This window comes from Vibrio halioticoli NBRC 102217 (genome assembly GCF_000496695.1).
Classification (GTDB): Bacteria; Pseudomonadota; Gammaproteobacteria; order Enterobacterales; family Vibrionaceae; genus Vibrio; species Vibrio halioticoli.
The window spans coordinates 148,883-164,808 of record NZ_BAUJ01000004.1 but is presented as its reverse complement, the minus strand read 5'-3'; the positions used below and the strand labels follow the sequence as shown (position 1 = coordinate 164,808).

The window sequence follows — 15,926 nt, the reverse complement described above, 5'->3', positions numbered from 1 at the left end:
CTCAGAGAAAATTAAAGTTAATTTACCGACACGCGCAATGCTGCGCTCGTTGCAAAAGGCGTTAATGTTATCGAGCCCGCCAAAATAGAGGCCATAATGGCAAGTTGACCATTGTACGAACCTCCCATACCTGCCGCATCAATCGCTGATGTGGCAAAGATAAGTACCGGAATATACAAAGGTAATATTAGAAGACTCAGCAGTACGCCGCCTTTTTGTAGGCCTACTGTAAGCGCGACACCAATAGCGCCAAGAAAACTTAACGTTGGAGTGCCAAGCAATAAGGTAATGACCACCGCTGTCCAAGAATCCCAGCTAAGGCTTAAAAGTATTGCCAATAGTGGGCTGATCAGAATCAGGGGTAAGCCTGTCAAAATCCAGTGCGCGATGACTTTTGAAATCACCACTAAAGGCAGTGGTAGTGGCATCAGCATCAGTTGCTCAAGCGCGCCATCTTGATAATCATCACGGAACAATCGCTCCAATGACAACAATGCGGCTAACAAAGCGGCGACCCATACAACCCCAGGGGCTATTCGCGCGAGAAGATTCGGCTCAGGCCCGATACCTAAGGGAAATAAAGTAATGACTATGATGAAAAACCACAGCGGGTTAAAGATGTCTGCTCTGCGTCTGAATGCAATGAGCAACTCACGACGGATAATCGCCCACATATGACCCAGCATTAGTGACCCAACCTTATTTTACGAAGCGTGGCGCAATTTTCGAACATATCTTGATGGGTAGTTAACAACACCATGCCTCCTTGCTCTGTATGCTGTAAAAAAAGTTGTTCAAGGACTTTAACGCCTTGCTTGTCGATTGCGGTTAATGGTTCATCTAAAATCCACAGCGGATGTTTACTCAACCACAATCGTGCTAAAGCAACCCTTCTTTGTTGGCCTGCCGACAATTGCGCCACTGGCACATCTTCTCGTCCAGCCAAACCGACTTTAGTTAACGCTTGCCAAACCTCATCATAGGTATAGGACTGCCCGCTAATGTTAAGATAAAAAGACAGGTTTTCGAACGCACTAAGGTCTCGTTTAATACCCGTTTGATGACCTAAAAATAACAAGTCTTGATGAAAGCTATCTCTATCTGAAAAAATGGACTGCTGTTTCCATTCAATCTCTCCGGCCTCTTTGTCGCCAAGCCCTGCAATGATGCGTAATAACGTTGTCTTACCCGTACCATTACGTCCTTCAACTTGCACAAGATCACCCGCCTGCATAGAAAAAGACAGGTTTTCGAACAAAATTCTTTCATCTCTAATTGCAGATAGTTCCGTAACTTGTAGCATCAACAAATTCATCTATGAAAAAGAGTCAATATACTATCACAAGCTGTTAACTCCCATACAGCCTAAGCGATTAAGTTATAAGCGAAATCGCCAATTTACAGTAACAAGCTAGCAATGGTTTGAACCCCATCAAATTTCTGACTCAGCAATGCAGATTCTCTTGCTATGCGCTTGCTAAATCATAATTTGTAAGTATTCAAACGTAGCAAAGCCTAGTAAATACTAGGCTTTGTTCAATATTGGCTCAATAATCACTAAAAATGAATCAAGTTACGCGGTTTCTAACACTCTAGTGACGGTATTAGTTTGAGTTTTCTGTTGTAGCGATTGGCTAATCCATTTACAGAAAGGGGCTGTACGCATATCAAGATGCCAGCTCAACACCAGTCCTTTTTTCACCTTTGGCAACAAACGCGAAGAAACCACTCGCAACTCATCGTACATAGGCAATACGGTTAACGCATTGTGAGGGATACAAGCAATGTTCGAACCCGACTCACACATTTTGAACAAGGTATTAATATCATCGATACGCCACACCGAGGCTATCTCAGTAATAGACTTCAATGATTCTGTTTCAAATTGAGGTGGTATCAAGTAGCGATAAGTACTCAATTCAAACAATTGTTCTGCCGAGTTAATACGCTGAATCGCATCTTCTTTGGCAATCCACACATTCTCAACCGTGCCGATGCTTTCGGTGTGATACTCAGATGCGGGTAAAAAGGCATCGTTGCCACCAATCACTATGTCCAAATCTTTAGCCAGTAATAAGTCATTTAACGACTGACTATCACGATAAACTAAATGCACTTCGACTGATGAAAAAGTAACTTCAAATTGTTGAATCAATCGAGTGGTGTTTTTAGGGCAAAGCAAAGGATCAATACCAATATTGATTCTCTGTTTTTGGTTGGTTTTCAGTTGTTCGGCGTGTAACACAAAGCGTGAGTATTGCGCTTTAACCATACGCGCTTGTTTTAACAAAGCATGACCATTGTCATTAAGGGAAATAAAGCGTCCTCGACGATCAAATAACTCATAACCAAGATCTATCTCTAAATTATGAATAAGTTGGCTGACCGCCGACTGGCTCTTGCCCAGCTTTTTTGCAGCAATGCTGAACGAATTATGTTCGGCTGCTAATATGAAAGCTTCAATTGCTTCAATCATGATATTCCCATATCCAAATATTTATAATTCTTCAAATATCGCTAGTGAGTATCTATTGATTTTTGACTGACTTTTATTATTTTTACTGGGTGTATAAATATGCACCAGCACTATTAATGGGTTAAAATAATCCATCGGTTATACAGTGTTTTGATGCATATTTCTATTGCATGATTGTTAAGAAAATCAATAATTTGACACGTGACAGATTGTTATGATTATTCTTGTCGAATGCGATATTGTATTTACTGCAACTTAGTGCTTATCTGTGGTTGTGCTCTTGACGCTTCTTATGTCTGGGCAGTTATTTGCTAGCCAGAATTGGGGAGCAAGTTTTTCTTGCTTTAGATCAATATAGAAATTATTTTTGACTCTATCTGAGACCTTGTATGAAATACATACAATAATAATTATAGAAGTAATTGCTAATAAAGCATGAGCCCATTTACTATGTGTTTTAGTTGAAGTCAACTTGGTTCGACCACAGAACCAACCTGTAAACATACAGGCAAGTAATAAGCTGAAGGGTGAGTCTAGGACATTTGATACTAAACTAAGTACTAAGCCCGATATCAATGAAAGGCCTATAATTCTATATCGCTTACTCTTTTCAAAAACGACTTGCTTCAGCAAGATCATAGCCAGCGTGATATAACAAATAGCAGGTATTACCCCCCAATTTAATAACACTGTAAGTATTGAATTGTGCGGTCTGATCTCAAGTATGGATGTACATATATATCCGTTACCCCCTAACCCCCAGAATTGATACATGCCTAAAGCATTCCGCCATATTTCCATACGACCCGAACTCGTAGCCCTTAAATCTAACAGTGAACTGGATATTTCACCATGCATCAGATAGCTAGGAAGAGGTGTTAAAAATAACACCGATACCAAGAATCCCAAAAATAGCGATAAAATGGTAATTTTGACTAGTTGTATTCTGTGGTGCCGCTCGATTATCAACCACAACATAATGCCAATAAATGAAGCAATCGCTAGTCCTCGAGCATCCAACGCAAACATCATGGCAAAATTCAAAATAGGCATTAAATAGCTAGCTCGTTTTTTTGACACTAATACAATGTATAGCGATGGGATAACTAGCCATATCTGAACCTGATTAAGAAATCTTGGATTTACATAACTAAGAATTGTAAAAATGGTTGCACCTTCACCATAAAAAGTAGCTACGGTATAGCCAACAAATACAGAGCCAAAAGACAGACCTATGACCCATGAAAAAAGTCTAAACGTTATGGCTGAAGGCTTCTCAAGGGTAAAGCGAAGAATTAAAAAGAACAAACCGACGATATAGAAATAAAGCGGAATCGCCTTGTGCGGAAATAACCCGAACAGATCGGCAAAAAACGCAAAACCCAAAAATACCACTACGAGACTTTTTACCAAACAACTACTACTTGCAAATCGCCCTACCAACCTCTCTCTCAAGGTATGGCTAAATACTAGATTCAAGGCAACAAAGACTAAAATGGCACATAAAAACAAGCGCTTATAATCGTACATAAGCACCTGCTGATCAGGTAGCACATACAAATTGAAGCTAAATAGAGCGACGATAACGAGAATAATGGTGCTTAAAGCATATCGTTGTTTTAAAAAGTGCATAGAATAAAATTTACTTTAGTAGAAAGAAAAACAAGTGTCTCTAGGTTAACTAGAGACACTTGTTTGAATAAAAACTGTGGCATACGATCAACTAACCGTCTTTAAACTAATAATTAGTGGATACCTTACAAAACGATAATAGACTGACTCGTAACCTAACTCCAGTTTATACTAATATATTGAAAACATGCAGGTTAAGATGATTCAGCCACCACAATTTCGACGCGGCGATTGGTTGCGCGCCCTTGCTCGGTTTGATTGTCTCGCAGTGGTTTATTGAATCCTTCCGAGTGTGGTTTCAGCACCTCTTTTTCCACTCCAGATTCAACAAGAAACACTTTGCTCGACATTGCTCTATGTTTACCTAGCTCTTGATTATAGCTTTCAGATCCAACATTATCGGTATGCCCCACGATATTAAGTTTTGGTACTTCGTTTAATGACTGCATGCGTTTTGCCAAAGCGGTAAGTGTTAATTTAGACGCTTGTGTTAAATCACTATTATCAAAATTAAAATACACTCTGGCTATGACGCCTTCTGTATCAACAGAAAGCACATCTTGCTGACTTAAAAACTCTAAGCAATCATCACCTAGGCTTACCTGGGTCGTTCTTAAATTTGCTTTTTGTTGCTCAGTCAACGCTGGTTGAATTTGATAATACTGCGCCCTATTTCCGGCAACCGCGTTTGCCTGACCAATACTCACTGAATGTTTAATCAACATATGCTCTGTTGCGCAAAGCTGCTCAATTTTGTTATTCATGTCATTGGCCGCAATAGCAGGCATCGAAGCGATAGTTAAGCACGCAATAACAGAGGCGAAAGAAAGTTTCATAGTGCTCCTAGAGATTTTTATCATATAAACGAGAAACTCCATTGGTAGCAGCACCTTTTTGGATCAGTTCTTGGATTTTATCGAGTAAGTCTTGGCTTTTTGTTACGTCGATGATTTCATCTGCGCAGTCTGCAAACCCTGTTGCTTCAGAAGCTTTAAAGTCGATTCCAATTACACCAATATAAAGTGGACTGTCGTGACTCACAAAATGGCTACGAATACTGGAACATAGCCCATTCTTGACTAGAGCAGGAAATGTTTCAGTGAATGGGTTTTCTTGACCATCACTTAAAATCAAAAGCATTTGTGCTCGCTCATGGTATTTTTCACGTTTTTCAGGATCAGTTAATGTGAAGCTTCCTTCCGCAAGAATTTGAGCGCCTCTAATAAGCCCTTGGTAAAGAGCTGTGCCTCCATCGGCTTTCATATGACTAATTTCAGGCTTTTGAAGTGACAAAGGAATAGTATTAAATTTCTCGTCATCACCACACATGCCATCGGAAAAAAGTTTAGTATCGTTAGAATTAGAAACTGGATGAATCCACGGAGTTACTGATGTTTTTGTTGTATTCCAATTAATTACTGTACTCTGTATATCTACAGAGTCATAAGGGTCTGGGAAGTTATAACTAGAACCAGAAAATACCTTTTCTATCGCCTTTGCCTCTCTTTGTGTCATATTAACGCCACAATCACTAGATTTATCAGCACAATCTTCAACTTGGCTACTTGATTTCTTTGCCCAATCTACCCAACGAATACTATCGTATGCGATCGTATGATGCTTTCTATCGTCACTGGGGCCAGTGGTCACCTCAATAGATTTATATTTTAATTCAGTTACACAACGAAGATTGCCATCAATCACCTCTTGCGTCCTTAAATTATACGGTACAAAACCAATCCTATGCGCATAACCAGCATTTGTTGCACTACTGGAAAGTAAATCATCAGATATTATATTTACTTGATCTATTAATAATTCAAGCTTAGTTTGGTTTCTATTACTATCACTACTACCACTCCACTTACTGTCCATAGACCCGGAAAAATCAGCCACAAACACAAGATCCAAATCAGACGGCAACATATAAGTCCGTGCCATTGCATCATTACCTACTTGATACGACGAGCTATCAGATGAACTATCAATAAAGCCCATTTGTCGTTCAAAGCCTACATCGGCACCCACTTCATACTGTACATAATAAAGTTGGTTGCCATCGATCTCTTCTTTCCCTTCAGTGCGAGTTACCTTAACATCACCAATTTCTATACTCGGCAGATAGTTTTCAAGATACTTACGAGCAAGCTCATCAGACACTTTTTGATCACTGCGGTTGGCAATCGCAACGGCTAGTGTGGCAGCTTCAGTGGCATCAGCTAATCGATCTCGCTCTTGGATCATTCTGCCACCTTCAATGGTTAATTGCGCCATACCGCCAATTGCCACCATACTCAAGGCAACAATTATTACCGCCACACCTTTTTGACGCTTAAAATTCTTCATACCCTACCTTCCTTGTTTACCTTCCCGGCAACACCGATGAGCTATTGACATACCTCATACCGGGGAAATATTGAGAGAAACCTTCCATTTTCAAACACACTGTTACTTGATAAATCGGAAAAGTTACACCGTCTTCACGCACTGGGCGCAAGTGATTTAAATCTGAAATAGCAGTTTGAGGCATACACTTCTCTCCACTATCTAAATCCTTACTAAAGCTGACTACATTGGGATTACCGTCGGTATAACCCTCTACAGTTAGCCCATATCCATCTTGTTTCTCTGGAGCTTGTCGTCGTAACAAGTCAGCCGCTATATCGTTGATTAAGTCAAAATCAGCTTGACTAAGACTATGCCTAGCATCAAAAAATCGAGAGCGCTCTTTAGTTGCCGTTGCTAATGAGTAACTGACACGGCTTGCTTGGGTCTTGGCTGAAATCAGTTGCGTCAAATCTGCAATAAAAAACATCATAATGACCAGCACCGTCATGCCAAATACTGCTTCGATGGTAAAACCACCTTTTTGTTTGTCTTGATTATGCATCTTCATCTTCCCAGCCTTCGTGCTCTTGCACTGTCATAATGCGGCGAGTGATATCAGCCGAAGGAAGCAAGGTATCGAAAACCACTGGGCTATAGCGATAAGTCAATTCATAAATGACAATAGGGCAGCGTTCATTACATCCTTTTTCCACCGTATCTGAAGCAACATCAGGCAAAGACGCGTAGCGGAAAATAGTAAATTCAAAGCTGTCAGCGGTAACTAAGCCAATTTGATTCCAAAAAGAGTCGTCATCTTCAAAAATTTGTTGTAAACGGTCTCCATATGCCACTTCCAATGTTTGACCATCGAAAATCCGAACTTTTCGAGTACTTTCAGACAAAGTGGTGTCTGTCATATTCACGGAATAGCCAAAACGTGCCATTTCAAACACAGCGAACAATACAAAGAAAAGAGCGAACCCTCCTAAGCCAAATTCAATCGATATCACGCCTTTTTGCTTATTCATTAATGCTAACCACTTATCGAGTTACTTGAATAAAATATTCATGAGGATTTAATACATCTTGGTGTTGCTTAGCAAAGCTCATCGCTTGTCGATAAGAGGCAAAGTTACCACTAAGCAATCGATACCAAGTCTCCGAATTTTTCAGCTCTACAGGACGAATCGTAATAGGCAGTTGAGTGCTCAATAAGCCGTTTCTTTTTTCCAGAGCCTCGGCCATAGTGTCGTAAGCGCCTAACTGAATGTGATAGGTTCTTTTAGACTTTGTAGCACTCTTTTTTACAGGCTCTGTTTGAGGCTTTTGTTCAACAGACTGAGCGGTAAAAAACTCTTCAGCAGAAATGGTTGTGACTTCCACTTCATCGCTGACAACATCACTTTTTGAAGGCACCACAAAACTATCCGCATTTTCATCAACAGAAACTGTGTCGGTGACTAAAGAAGAGTTTTCACCTTGCTTCTCTTTCTTTTGCTTCAGCATGCTAATTTCTAAATTGGCATTAACCGTTTCATTACTCGAATCTTTTTCGTAAAGCGGCAGTAAAATATCGATAGCCGATTGATAATCTCGCTGATAAATGTGCACCATGGCGATATTATTCTTAATACTTACATCGTCATAACCGCGCAATCTCGCCTTATTGAAGCTATCAATTGCCATGGCATACTGTTTAGTTTGCGCAAGAGCAATGCCTTGCTGCATATATAGCTCAGCACTGTTTAATCCGTTATCGATAGCTTGCTTATATTTTACTAGCGCACTGTTAAAATCCAGATTTCGCGCCAGAACTTGTCCTTTAATAAAATATGCCGTTTCTGATGGACTTGGTGCTAATGACAATACTCGCTGAATATAAAAATCAGCAGATTCAAGGTCGCCGTAACTTAAATATGCCTGCGCTAAATCTTGCTGTGCTTGCCAGTCATTTTTATCATCTATGACTTTCTTTTTATAAAACTCAATTAAGCCTGGATAATTTTGGCTTACAGTAAATTGATTAATCGCCTGCTGTTCTGAGACCTTATTTGTAGTCGTACACCCAGTTACAAGCAGAGATAAAACAATAATTAAATACTTCATACTAGTTACCTGTCATCATACGAGTAATACCTGGAGCTAAAATCAAAATAACAATTGGGAACATAATAAATAGAATTAATGGAGCACTCATTTTTGCAGCTAGTTTGCCAATTTTTTCTTCCATAACCAAAATTTGTTCATTTCGAAAATCTTCCGCTAAATCGGATAATACCGGTGCTACAGAAGTACCGTATTGAATATTTTGAGTCAGGGTTAACGCAAAACTTCGAACTTGCGGAGTTGGTACTCGCTTCGTGAGATCAACTAATGCGGCCTCCATACCCTTAACTTCAGCGGCATCAGAGGTTTTACGAATTTGATAACACAAGTCTTTATCAAAACTTTTAAGTTCATCCCCTAGATATCGGAATGCAGCTTCTAATGTCATCCCCGTTTGTACACATACTGACATCATGTCGATAATATAAGGCAATTGACGAGAATTTTTTTCGATTAACTTTTTTTTTCGCCATGCTAGATATGTATCAGGAAGTATAATTACAGTTATAATTGCCATCATGAAACTCATTAACATATCTTTATTTTCATGTACCAAGAGCAGTATTCCAATAATAGAAGCCGCGAGTAATCCTAATTTAATCGGCGTGTAATAACGAAGTAGTTCACGATTATAAATTCCTGCATCTTCAAACTTGTCACGAATTTCACGTTGTTTCCCTTTCCCAAAACCACCTAATACCTCGTGAAAGAAGTTAAAATTAATTTGCCTCTTTCCATCCAGAAAGGTTTTTATTCTATGTTGCTTTGCTTTTTGCTCAAGATAATAGGTAACACCGTAAGCAATCATTGCAGAAACCAATAAGAAAAATGCAGCAATTATCATCATTAACGAATACTCTTAACCAACCACCACACGATAAACATTCCTGTGCCTTCACTAATTAGCAAGTAATACAGAATCCAACGTCCATCTGGGTGAAACAACACAAACTCTAGATCTTTCGGATTGATCCAGTTAAGTAACAACATAAAACAAAATGGGATCGCAGCAACAATCTTGGCTGATATACGCGCCTCTGAGGTCATCGCCATTTTTTTCTTTTCTAAATTACGTGCTTCTACCAGAACTCGAATCAATTTTCCTAGGACGCTTTTTAACTGTCCACCACGCTCCATGTTGGCTCGAATAGTAATAACAAAAAACAAAAACGCAGGGTAAGGGAAGCGCTTACAAGAGCGTTCAAAAATGGTCTCTGTTTCCTCCCCTAAACGCATCCGATCAGAAATATCTTTAAACTCTCGACCTACATCGTTATCGGACACTTTAGAAACGTAAGCAAAAGCCGCGTTAATACTCTCCCCTGCAGTTACTGCACTCATCAATATATTCAGCGCATCGGGAAAATCGGTATCAAACGCTTTACGTCTTTTATCAACTAGAGAGCGAATGCCAAAGAAAAGGCCGAGTATTGTAACGGCAATACAGATTTCAGTTTGTGGAAAGCTAAGCCACTTCTGGTTGACAAACACTGCAGCAGCGTTAATCACAACGATAAAAGTGATAATTTTGGGGATGGGAAACTTGCCAAGAGCGGCTGAAATAACATTCCACAAACTGGTTAAGTTCTGCAAAAACTGCGATTTAGTCAGCCCTTTAATATCTACAGCTGATAGTTCTTTGTTTTTTTTCTGTGCAGCGTGTTCTAAAAATACATAGCGGGGATCAGGCTTACGCTTAAAATATAGCGCTAACCCCAACCCCAACACAGCAATAGTTAAAAACGCCCAACTCATCATGCAGGCTCCGCTTCCATCTCGAAGGCGGCTTCTAATTCACGAGATAATCCGTATTCAGAAGCACTAATGTGAATCTGTGAGCGGCTCGGCAAGCCTGATGTGACAAATTGGCCACTAACTTTATCTTTGGTTTGTTCATCATCAGGAGCAAAGCGGAAAATCTCTTCCATTACTGGCGCTTCACCTTCCAATCCGTACAACTCAGAAATACTAGTGACTTTACGGCTACCATCACGCAAACGGTTAACCTGAATGATTAAATGCACTGCAGATACAATAGTTCGACGAATAGCCGCAAGAGGCAAAGCAAGGTTTGCCATCATTACCATGGATTCAATACGAGATAATGCATCACGAGGGGTGTTGGCATGCAACGTGGACATCGAACCATCATGACCTGTATTCATAGCCTGGAGCATTTCAAAAGCTTCCGCGCCACGGCACTCACCAAGGATGATGCGTTCTGGGCGCATACGCAGGGCATTTATTACTAAATCACGCTGAGTAATTGCACCAGAACCTTCTGTACTGGCAGGGCGAGTTTCGAGGCGCACAACATGAGGCTGCTGAATACGCAGTTCGGCGGCATCTTCAATGGTTAAAATACGCTCATCATTACCAATGTACTGGGAAAGCGCGTTTAACATAGTGGTTTTGCCTGAGCCTGTACCGCCAGAAATAATAATGTTAAGGCGACACCTAGCTGCAATCATTAATACACGAGCCATAGCAGGAGACATAGCGCCAAAGCCCACCAACTCTCGTAAACCTAGCTTTTGCTCTTTAAACTTACGAATAGAGATGGCGACACCATCTAATGCAATAGGTGGAATCACCACGTTCACACGACTACCATCGGCAAGACGGGCATCACATAAAGGACTAGATTCATCCACGCGACGACCAACATTATTGGCAATCCGTTTGGCAATTTCTAACAACTGCTTATGGTTAATGAAGGAAATATCTGCTTTTTGTGTCTTGCCATTACGTTCAATAAAGACCTCATCAACACCGTTCACCATAATGTCGGAAATTGATTCGTCTTCCATCAATTGCTGTAATGGCCCTAGCCCTATCAGCTCATCCACTAAATTTTTTGCTAGCTCTGTACGAGTGACATTAGGCACAGGGGTTGGATAGTTTTCACATAACTTGCCAATGGCTCTTTCGATTTGAACCGTTAGCTCTTCGCGGGTCATATCATTGAGTATACCCGCGTCAATCACTTCAAAAATTTTGGCTCTAAACTGTTCGTACAACTCACGAGTTAGACTCATTTCTTACCTCGCTTCATTGAAAATTTGGCAAATAAACCCGACTTTTTATTTGGGTTCTGCCCATTGATTGCCATAGATAATTGAGTAAATGGTGTATGTTTGCCTTTTTCTAATTGATGAAGTTTTTTGCCATCAATCAGTTGTTTGGACGCCGTTTTATAAAATGGAATAACCATGTCAGCTTTAACTTTCAAAAAGCGTTCAACTTCTTCAAGGTTAAGATTAAAGGAACCTTCTGGGCGATGATGGTTAACTACTACCATCACTCTAGGACGAACAATTTGCGGAATCGCAACATCTTTGATTTTATCTAATAACCTTTGAGTCGCCCTTACTCCGGATACCGATGGTTCGGTAACGAAAACCAACACATCATTTTCAGAAGCGAGTCGCTCTGCATTTAATGGAAAATCAAGAGAACCAGAAAAATCACCAACAATAAAATTTGCCTGACGCGCTAACTTGTCACTAACGGTATTGGTGTATTTTTCTAGCTCTTCAACTTTGTCTTTACCGGTAAATCCCAAATAAAAGAAATTATGCTCAACTTCATTGAGATAACTAGTGGCTGATTCTTCATCAAGCTTGCTAGGTTCAACTGTGATGCTGCTAACATCGACCTGCTCAAGATCTTTTTTACTAAGAATGATGTCGATATTGCTGAGCGTATAGTGATGATCCACAAGGATAGTTCGACTGCCTTTTTTGGCGAGTAATGCACTAAGTTCAGTGGCAATGACGGAAGTACCTATGCCACCTTTCGTGCCGATCATTGCCACACGCTTCGCTTTACGAAAATAACCACTGTCATAACGTTTTCTTTCATCTAAGCTGGCTTGTTTTAGGCATTCAATCACTTCCGATCTATCAACCGGCCACGGCAGATAATAAAAACCTAATTTTTCCAAGCGACGTAATACATGAATAGAATCAGTCTGACCTAGCAATATCACTGTTTTGCTGTTCGGCAGTGTGGCATTAATTTGTTGCGCATCAGCTTCTATATCAACAGATGATGTTAGCTGCACTAGTACGACATCACCTAACTCTTGATCTTTTTCTGGTTGGGGAGTGCCTTTCACGCATTTGGGTTCTTCTAACCCTTCGAAAACATACGCTTCGATAACCGCTTCTTTACATTCGTTATCTGAGAAAAATAGCGTTGCCCCGCCACTTTGCTTTGGCGCAACACTTTTGGGTGTGGCTGTTTTTTTCTTATCTATATCAAGAGAGAGCTCTTCGGAGAGATCAAACATATTGGCCATTAATTTACTCTCGTACCAGGGTTAACAAGTTGAATAGTCCTATTAGTTTCTGCAGCGCAACCTGCTTGAGGGTGAGGTTTGGTGATTGTTAGCGGACGACAATAGTCAACGACCGATTGCCACTGAGAAATAATTAAAGTAATGGACTCCCCTTGTTGCTGAGGATGACGTTCAATCCAATCAGGACGAACCTTAATGGACTTTAAAAATTGCACAATCTGCTCACCTTGTTGATGAAACTGTGTAGGTACATACAGCTCATAACGTGCCTGTTGCTCATCAAACTGATTGGTAATAGCTTGAATACGCTTTAGTTCAACTTGTTGTGCAGCAGACTCAAAGCTGAGTTCGAATTTGTGCTGCTCTTGGTAGGCAATGGTTTCCGTTCCTCGATGTTGCAAAGCATGATCGGCACAACCTGTAATCAATAAAATGGATAAGACGAATAGTGATTTCATTGGGCAAAACCTCCACTACTAAGTAGCTTTATGAGATCGGAGTCTTGTTGATCTTTCTCTACAAATTCACGGCTCATTCCCGCCCAACGATTTAGCGTGTTGGTTTTATGAATTCGAGGGAGCACTAATTCATTCGCTTTGGTCGGTTTAACCAAGTTCACCGTCGCGATAATGACAACTTCGGTAGTTTTTCGGTTAGTCGTTGCTTTACTAAATAGAGCGCCAAACAATGGAATATCACCTAACAGTGGAATTTTCTGTAAGGATTCAATATCTTCGGTATTCATCAAACCGCCAATCATAAATGTTTGACCGTCAGCAATTTGAATTGTGGTTACAGCCCTACGGGTCGCCAACTGTGGAACTTCAGCTGTTGTGGTTTTATAGATTTGCTCTACCACACTCACACTCGGCTCTAGCCTTAAACGTATTTCTTGTTCGTTGTGTACTTTTGCTGCAATATCTAAACCAATACCAAACTCTTTGAAACTGATCGTGGTGCCGTTGGTATCGGAGGTAATCATAGGGATTTCACCGCCGACTAAAAAAGAGGCTTCTTGGCCAGAAAGTACCGTAAGATTTGGTTCAGCCAACACTTCACCTAAATTATCGTTAGCCAAGGCAGTAATCGTTGCTGAAATATCAGAAGCGGTAAGATCAGGAAACGTAAACACGCCAGGTGAACCACCAGAAGTCCAATCAATACCTACCGTTTCACGAAACTCACTGCCTACAGCTGCAATGGTTGTGCGAACATTGACTTGGAACGGAAAGCTCATTTCTAAACCTTCAATTAAGCCTTCATAAGTATTATTTCGATAAAACTCAGTTTGTGGATCTGAAGAAAAAGGCAAGGTTAAAGGGGCATCTGCAGTGGGATAACGCGCCACAGGTTGTTTGTCAAGCATACTGGCTACTAGTGCGTAAATACCATCGCGCTGTCTTTCAGTAAATACCGTGCCATTCACCGCAACTTTAGCGCCCATAGGAACAACTTCAATATCCAGTTCTGGAAAACGTTTTTTTATCTCGTCACGAACTTTACTCAGAGGTTGAGTCACCTCCACTACTCTAGAAACCACTAAACGACCTTCGATATCGTAAATCATCAAGCGGGTTTGACCAATGGAGCTACCAAACACTACAATTTGGCGCTCGTTAATTACCTTATAATCGGCAATCGTCGGCTGGCTCATAAAAACTGTGCCAATTTGCTGTTTAGTGCGCACTGAGCGGGCGTCATTTAGCGGAATCAAATAGGCAAACACTTGTGTTGAAACAAAACAAAGCACCAATATCAGTTTGCTACACCATTTATTAAGCATTAGTAAACCTCTACATTGGTGGTCTGGGTTTCTGCACCGCGCAACTCTCGAATACCTTGATAGTTTTCAATCACATCGCTCATATTTGCAGGAGGAATTTCACCTGTTGATTGCGAACGATAGATTTCCAAGTGCATGGTGCGCTGAGCTAATGAAAGGCGAGAAACGAAGTCAGGCTCTATTTCAATGACGACTGTTGTTTTTGAATTTCCAGACGCTGATACTCTAGGGCTTAGCGAATTACCGCTTTGCGTACCTTGCTCTTTGGGATCAACTGGTTTTTGTTCGAAAGCAAGAACTCGGACACCACGCTTGATAGTACGTGCTTTTACCCCTTGAAACTGAGTAATACGTGCGCCGGTATCAGCTAAATTAGTCAGCGGTGAACTCACAGAAACGATATCAATCATATCGCCTGGGCGAATATAATTATTAATTAGGTTGATGGTGGATATAGGGAGTGGATATAAGATCATTCCTTCCGATGCGAGAAGGTCGAGATAACCCGGTTGATCTGGCGCTGTGAACATTTCAGGGAAAACATAAGCACCCTTAGCTATAAGTTGGTTAGTCCTGCTATCTTTTACTAAATCGAGCTTAACGTCACGATTGACACCTAAAGTATTCGCTTCTGCTTCGGGTAATATCACGCGCTCTAATCCATTGGTAGAAATGATTTCACCACGAGTGAATTCCTGTTTACTACGCCACAATACAAATTTAATTTCTTTTTTCCCTTCTACTTTCTCCAATGCTTCTTTTTTGGCACTGGCCTCCGCTCTTGCATTAACGTTTTGCATAACGGCAAATAAACCAAAAGCAACAAAGATAAAAGATAGAATAAAGATCAGACGTGAGTTCATGAATAAATTTCTAATCCTTGATAAAAGTAGAGAGTTAAGTGTGCACCGAAAACTATAGCTACTCCATATGGAACATCTCTCTTGATATAACAGCTGAAAAGTAATTTATATTTAACGTAAATAAATAGAGAAACAACCCCACCGCACGCTAAAGTGAAAATAAAAAAATCACTTATAATTGATGGTATAAATAAAGGAGAAAAACCGATTATTAGTTTGCAATCACCAGCACCACATAGTTTAAAATAAAATAAAATAAAGCCTAAAATAATAGTAATTGCCATGCTTATTAAAATGTCATGTATTGATGATGTAGTTATAAACATAGCAATCACTAATAATAATAAGGTATTTATATTTCTTATTATGCGACTTTTCAAATCGTCAATACAAACGATGATGCATATCAATATGAATATATATACCATTTATAAT

At 40.2% G+C, this 15,926-nt stretch carries 17 protein-coding genes; all 17 read right to left on the bottom strand.

The annotated features are described in order from the left end of the window. Nucleotides 1-17: 17 nt before the first annotated feature. Nucleotides 18-686, bottom strand: coding sequence for a heme exporter protein CcmB (gene ccmB, locus VHA01S_RS02320; RefSeq protein WP_023402737.1), 669 nt, complete (start codon nucleotides 684-686; stop codon nucleotides 18-20). Next, the gene (gene ccmA, locus VHA01S_RS02315; RefSeq protein ID WP_023402736.1) at nucleotides 686-1,303 is read right to left on the bottom strand and encodes a cytochrome c biogenesis heme-transporting ATPase CcmA; all 618 of its coding nucleotides are present in this window, start codon (nucleotides 1,301-1,303) and stop codon (nucleotides 686-688) included. The genes ccmB and ccmA overlap by 1 nt, the downstream gene beginning before the upstream one ends. Before the next feature lie 270 nt (nucleotides 1,304-1,573). Beyond that, nucleotides 1,574-2,476 (bottom strand): LysR family transcriptional regulator, encoded by a 903-nt coding sequence (locus tag VHA01S_RS02310; RefSeq protein WP_023402735.1) that lies wholly within the window; start codon nucleotides 2,474-2,476, stop codon nucleotides 1,574-1,576. A 255-nt stretch (nucleotides 2,477-2,731) separates the two neighbouring features. After that, nucleotides 2,732-4,108 (bottom strand): O-antigen ligase family protein, encoded by a 1,377-nt coding sequence (locus VHA01S_RS02305; RefSeq protein WP_023402734.1) that lies wholly within the window; start codon nucleotides 4,106-4,108, stop codon nucleotides 2,732-2,734. Nucleotides 4,109-4,302: 194 nt separating this feature from the next. Next, complete coding sequence (locus tag VHA01S_RS02300) at nucleotides 4,303-4,944, bottom strand: OmpA family protein (RefSeq protein ID WP_023402733.1); 642 nt, start codon at nucleotides 4,942-4,944, stop codon at nucleotides 4,303-4,305. A 7-nt stretch (nucleotides 4,945-4,951) separates the two neighbouring features. Then, the gene (locus tag VHA01S_RS02295) at nucleotides 4,952-6,454 is read right to left on the bottom strand and encodes a TadE/TadG family type IV pilus assembly protein (protein WP_023402732.1); all 1,503 of its coding nucleotides are present in this window, start codon (nucleotides 6,452-6,454) and stop codon (nucleotides 4,952-4,954) included. A gap of 16 nt (nucleotides 6,455-6,470) precedes the next feature. Beyond that, complete coding sequence (gene tadF / locus VHA01S_RS02290; RefSeq protein ID WP_240432731.1) at nucleotides 6,471-7,004, bottom strand: tight adherence pilus pseudopilin TadF; 534 nt, start codon at nucleotides 7,002-7,004, stop codon at nucleotides 6,471-6,473. Continuing rightward, nucleotides 6,991-7,464: a TadE/TadG family type IV pilus assembly protein gene (locus tag VHA01S_RS02285; protein ID WP_023402730.1), complete on the bottom strand. Its 474-nt coding sequence runs from the start codon at nucleotides 7,462-7,464 to the stop codon at nucleotides 6,991-6,993. The genes tadF and VHA01S_RS02285 overlap by 14 nt, the downstream gene beginning before the upstream one ends. Before the next feature lie 13 nt (nucleotides 7,465-7,477). Continuing rightward, complete coding sequence (locus VHA01S_RS02280) at nucleotides 7,478-8,542, bottom strand: SPOR domain-containing protein (RefSeq protein WP_023402729.1); 1,065 nt, start codon at nucleotides 8,540-8,542, stop codon at nucleotides 7,478-7,480. Nucleotide 8,543: 1 nt separating this feature from the next. Beyond that, on the bottom strand, nucleotides 8,544-9,386 hold the full coding sequence (locus VHA01S_RS02275; protein WP_084309030.1) for a type II secretion system F family protein: 843 nt from the start codon (nucleotides 9,384-9,386) through the stop codon (nucleotides 8,544-8,546). Nucleotides 9,387-9,388: 2 nt separating this feature from the next. After that, the gene (locus tag VHA01S_RS02270) at nucleotides 9,389-10,300 is read right to left on the bottom strand and encodes a type II secretion system F family protein (protein WP_023402727.1); all 912 of its coding nucleotides are present in this window, start codon (nucleotides 10,298-10,300) and stop codon (nucleotides 9,389-9,391) included. Next, nucleotides 10,297-11,580 carry a TadA family conjugal transfer-associated ATPase gene (locus VHA01S_RS02265; protein ID WP_023402726.1) on the bottom strand — a complete coding sequence of 428 codons (1,284 nt, stop codon included), beginning with the start codon at nucleotides 11,578-11,580 and terminating at the stop codon, nucleotides 10,297-10,299. Before VHA01S_RS02265 ends, VHA01S_RS02270 begins: the two co-directional genes overlap by 4 nt. Beyond that, on the bottom strand, nucleotides 11,577-12,845 hold the full coding sequence (locus VHA01S_RS02260) for a CpaE/TadZ family protein (protein WP_023402725.1): 1,269 nt from the start codon (nucleotides 12,843-12,845) through the stop codon (nucleotides 11,577-11,579). The genes VHA01S_RS02265 and VHA01S_RS02260 overlap by 4 nt, the downstream gene beginning before the upstream one ends. Next, nucleotides 12,845-13,303 (bottom strand): hypothetical protein, encoded by a 459-nt coding sequence (locus VHA01S_RS02255; RefSeq protein ID WP_023402724.1) that lies wholly within the window; start codon nucleotides 13,301-13,303, stop codon nucleotides 12,845-12,847. Before VHA01S_RS02255 ends, VHA01S_RS02260 begins: the two co-directional genes overlap by 1 nt. Then, nucleotides 13,300-14,628, bottom strand: coding sequence for a type II and III secretion system protein family protein (locus tag VHA01S_RS02250; RefSeq protein WP_023402723.1), 1,329 nt, complete (start codon nucleotides 14,626-14,628; stop codon nucleotides 13,300-13,302). The genes VHA01S_RS02255 and VHA01S_RS02250 overlap by 4 nt, the downstream gene beginning before the upstream one ends. Further along, nucleotides 14,628-15,491, bottom strand: a complete 864-nt coding sequence (locus tag VHA01S_RS02245; RefSeq protein WP_023402722.1) for an RcpC/CpaB family pilus assembly protein — start codon at nucleotides 15,489-15,491, stop codon at nucleotides 14,628-14,630. Before VHA01S_RS02245 ends, VHA01S_RS02250 begins: the two co-directional genes overlap by 1 nt. After that, entirely contained in the window at nucleotides 15,488-15,919 is a 432-nt protein-coding gene (locus VHA01S_RS18775; RefSeq protein WP_039969974.1) for an A24 family peptidase, read from the bottom strand. The genes VHA01S_RS02245 and VHA01S_RS18775 overlap by 4 nt, the downstream gene beginning before the upstream one ends. Nucleotides 15,920-15,926: the final 7 nt, after the last annotated feature.

What these genes read in the sequence shown, in the direction of transcription:
- ccmB (WP_023402737.1), bottom strand. Translation starts at nt 686, where the DNA reads ATGCTGGGTCATATGTGGGCGATTATCCGTCGTGAGTTGCTCATTGCA.
- ccmA (WP_023402736.1), bottom strand. Translation starts at nt 1,303, where the DNA reads ATGCTACAAGTTACGGAACTATCTGCAATTAGAGATGAAAGAATTTTG.
- VHA01S_RS02310 (WP_023402735.1), bottom strand. Translation starts at nt 2,476, where the DNA reads ATGATTGAAGCAATTGAAGCTTTCATATTAGCAGCCGAACATAATTCG.
- VHA01S_RS02305 (WP_023402734.1), bottom strand. Translation starts at nt 4,108, where the DNA reads ATGCACTTTTTAAAACAACGATATGCTTTAAGCACCATTATTCTCGTT.
- VHA01S_RS02300 (WP_023402733.1), bottom strand. Translation starts at nt 4,944, where the DNA reads ATGAAACTTTCTTTCGCCTCTGTTATTGCGTGCTTAACTATCGCTTCG.
- VHA01S_RS02295 (WP_023402732.1), bottom strand. Translation starts at nt 6,454, where the DNA reads ATGAAGAATTTTAAGCGTCAAAAAGGTGTGGCGGTAATAATTGTTGCC.
- tadF (WP_240432731.1), bottom strand. Translation starts at nt 7,004, where the DNA reads ATGAAGATGCATAATCAAGACAAACAAAAAGGTGGTTTTACCATCGAA.
- VHA01S_RS02285 (WP_023402730.1), bottom strand. Translation starts at nt 7,464, where the DNA reads ATGAATAAGCAAAAAGGCGTGATATCGATTGAATTTGGCTTAGGAGGG.
- VHA01S_RS02280 (WP_023402729.1), bottom strand. Translation starts at nt 8,542, where the DNA reads ATGAAGTATTTAATTATTGTTTTATCTCTGCTTGTAACTGGGTGTACG.
- VHA01S_RS02275 (WP_084309030.1), bottom strand. Translation starts at nt 9,386, where the DNA reads ATGATAATTGCTGCATTTTTCTTATTGGTTTCTGCAATGATTGCTTAC.
- VHA01S_RS02270 (WP_023402727.1), bottom strand. Translation starts at nt 10,300, where the DNA reads ATGATGAGTTGGGCGTTTTTAACTATTGCTGTGTTGGGGTTGGGGTTA.
- VHA01S_RS02265 (WP_023402726.1), bottom strand. Translation starts at nt 11,580, where the DNA reads ATGAGTCTAACTCGTGAGTTGTACGAACAGTTTAGAGCCAAAATTTTT.
- VHA01S_RS02260 (WP_023402725.1), bottom strand. Translation starts at nt 12,845, where the DNA reads ATGGCCAATATGTTTGATCTCTCCGAAGAGCTCTCTCTTGATATAGAT.
- VHA01S_RS02255 (WP_023402724.1), bottom strand. Translation starts at nt 13,303, where the DNA reads ATGAAATCACTATTCGTCTTATCCATTTTATTGATTACAGGTTGTGCC.
- VHA01S_RS02250 (WP_023402723.1), bottom strand. Translation starts at nt 14,628, where the DNA reads ATGCTTAATAAATGGTGTAGCAAACTGATATTGGTGCTTTGTTTTGTT.
- VHA01S_RS02245 (WP_023402722.1), bottom strand. Translation starts at nt 15,491, where the DNA reads ATGAACTCACGTCTGATCTTTATTCTATCTTTTATCTTTGTTGCTTTT.
- VHA01S_RS18775 (WP_039969974.1), bottom strand. Translation starts at nt 15,919, where the DNA reads ATGGTATATATATTCATATTGATATGCATCATCGTTTGTATTGACGAT.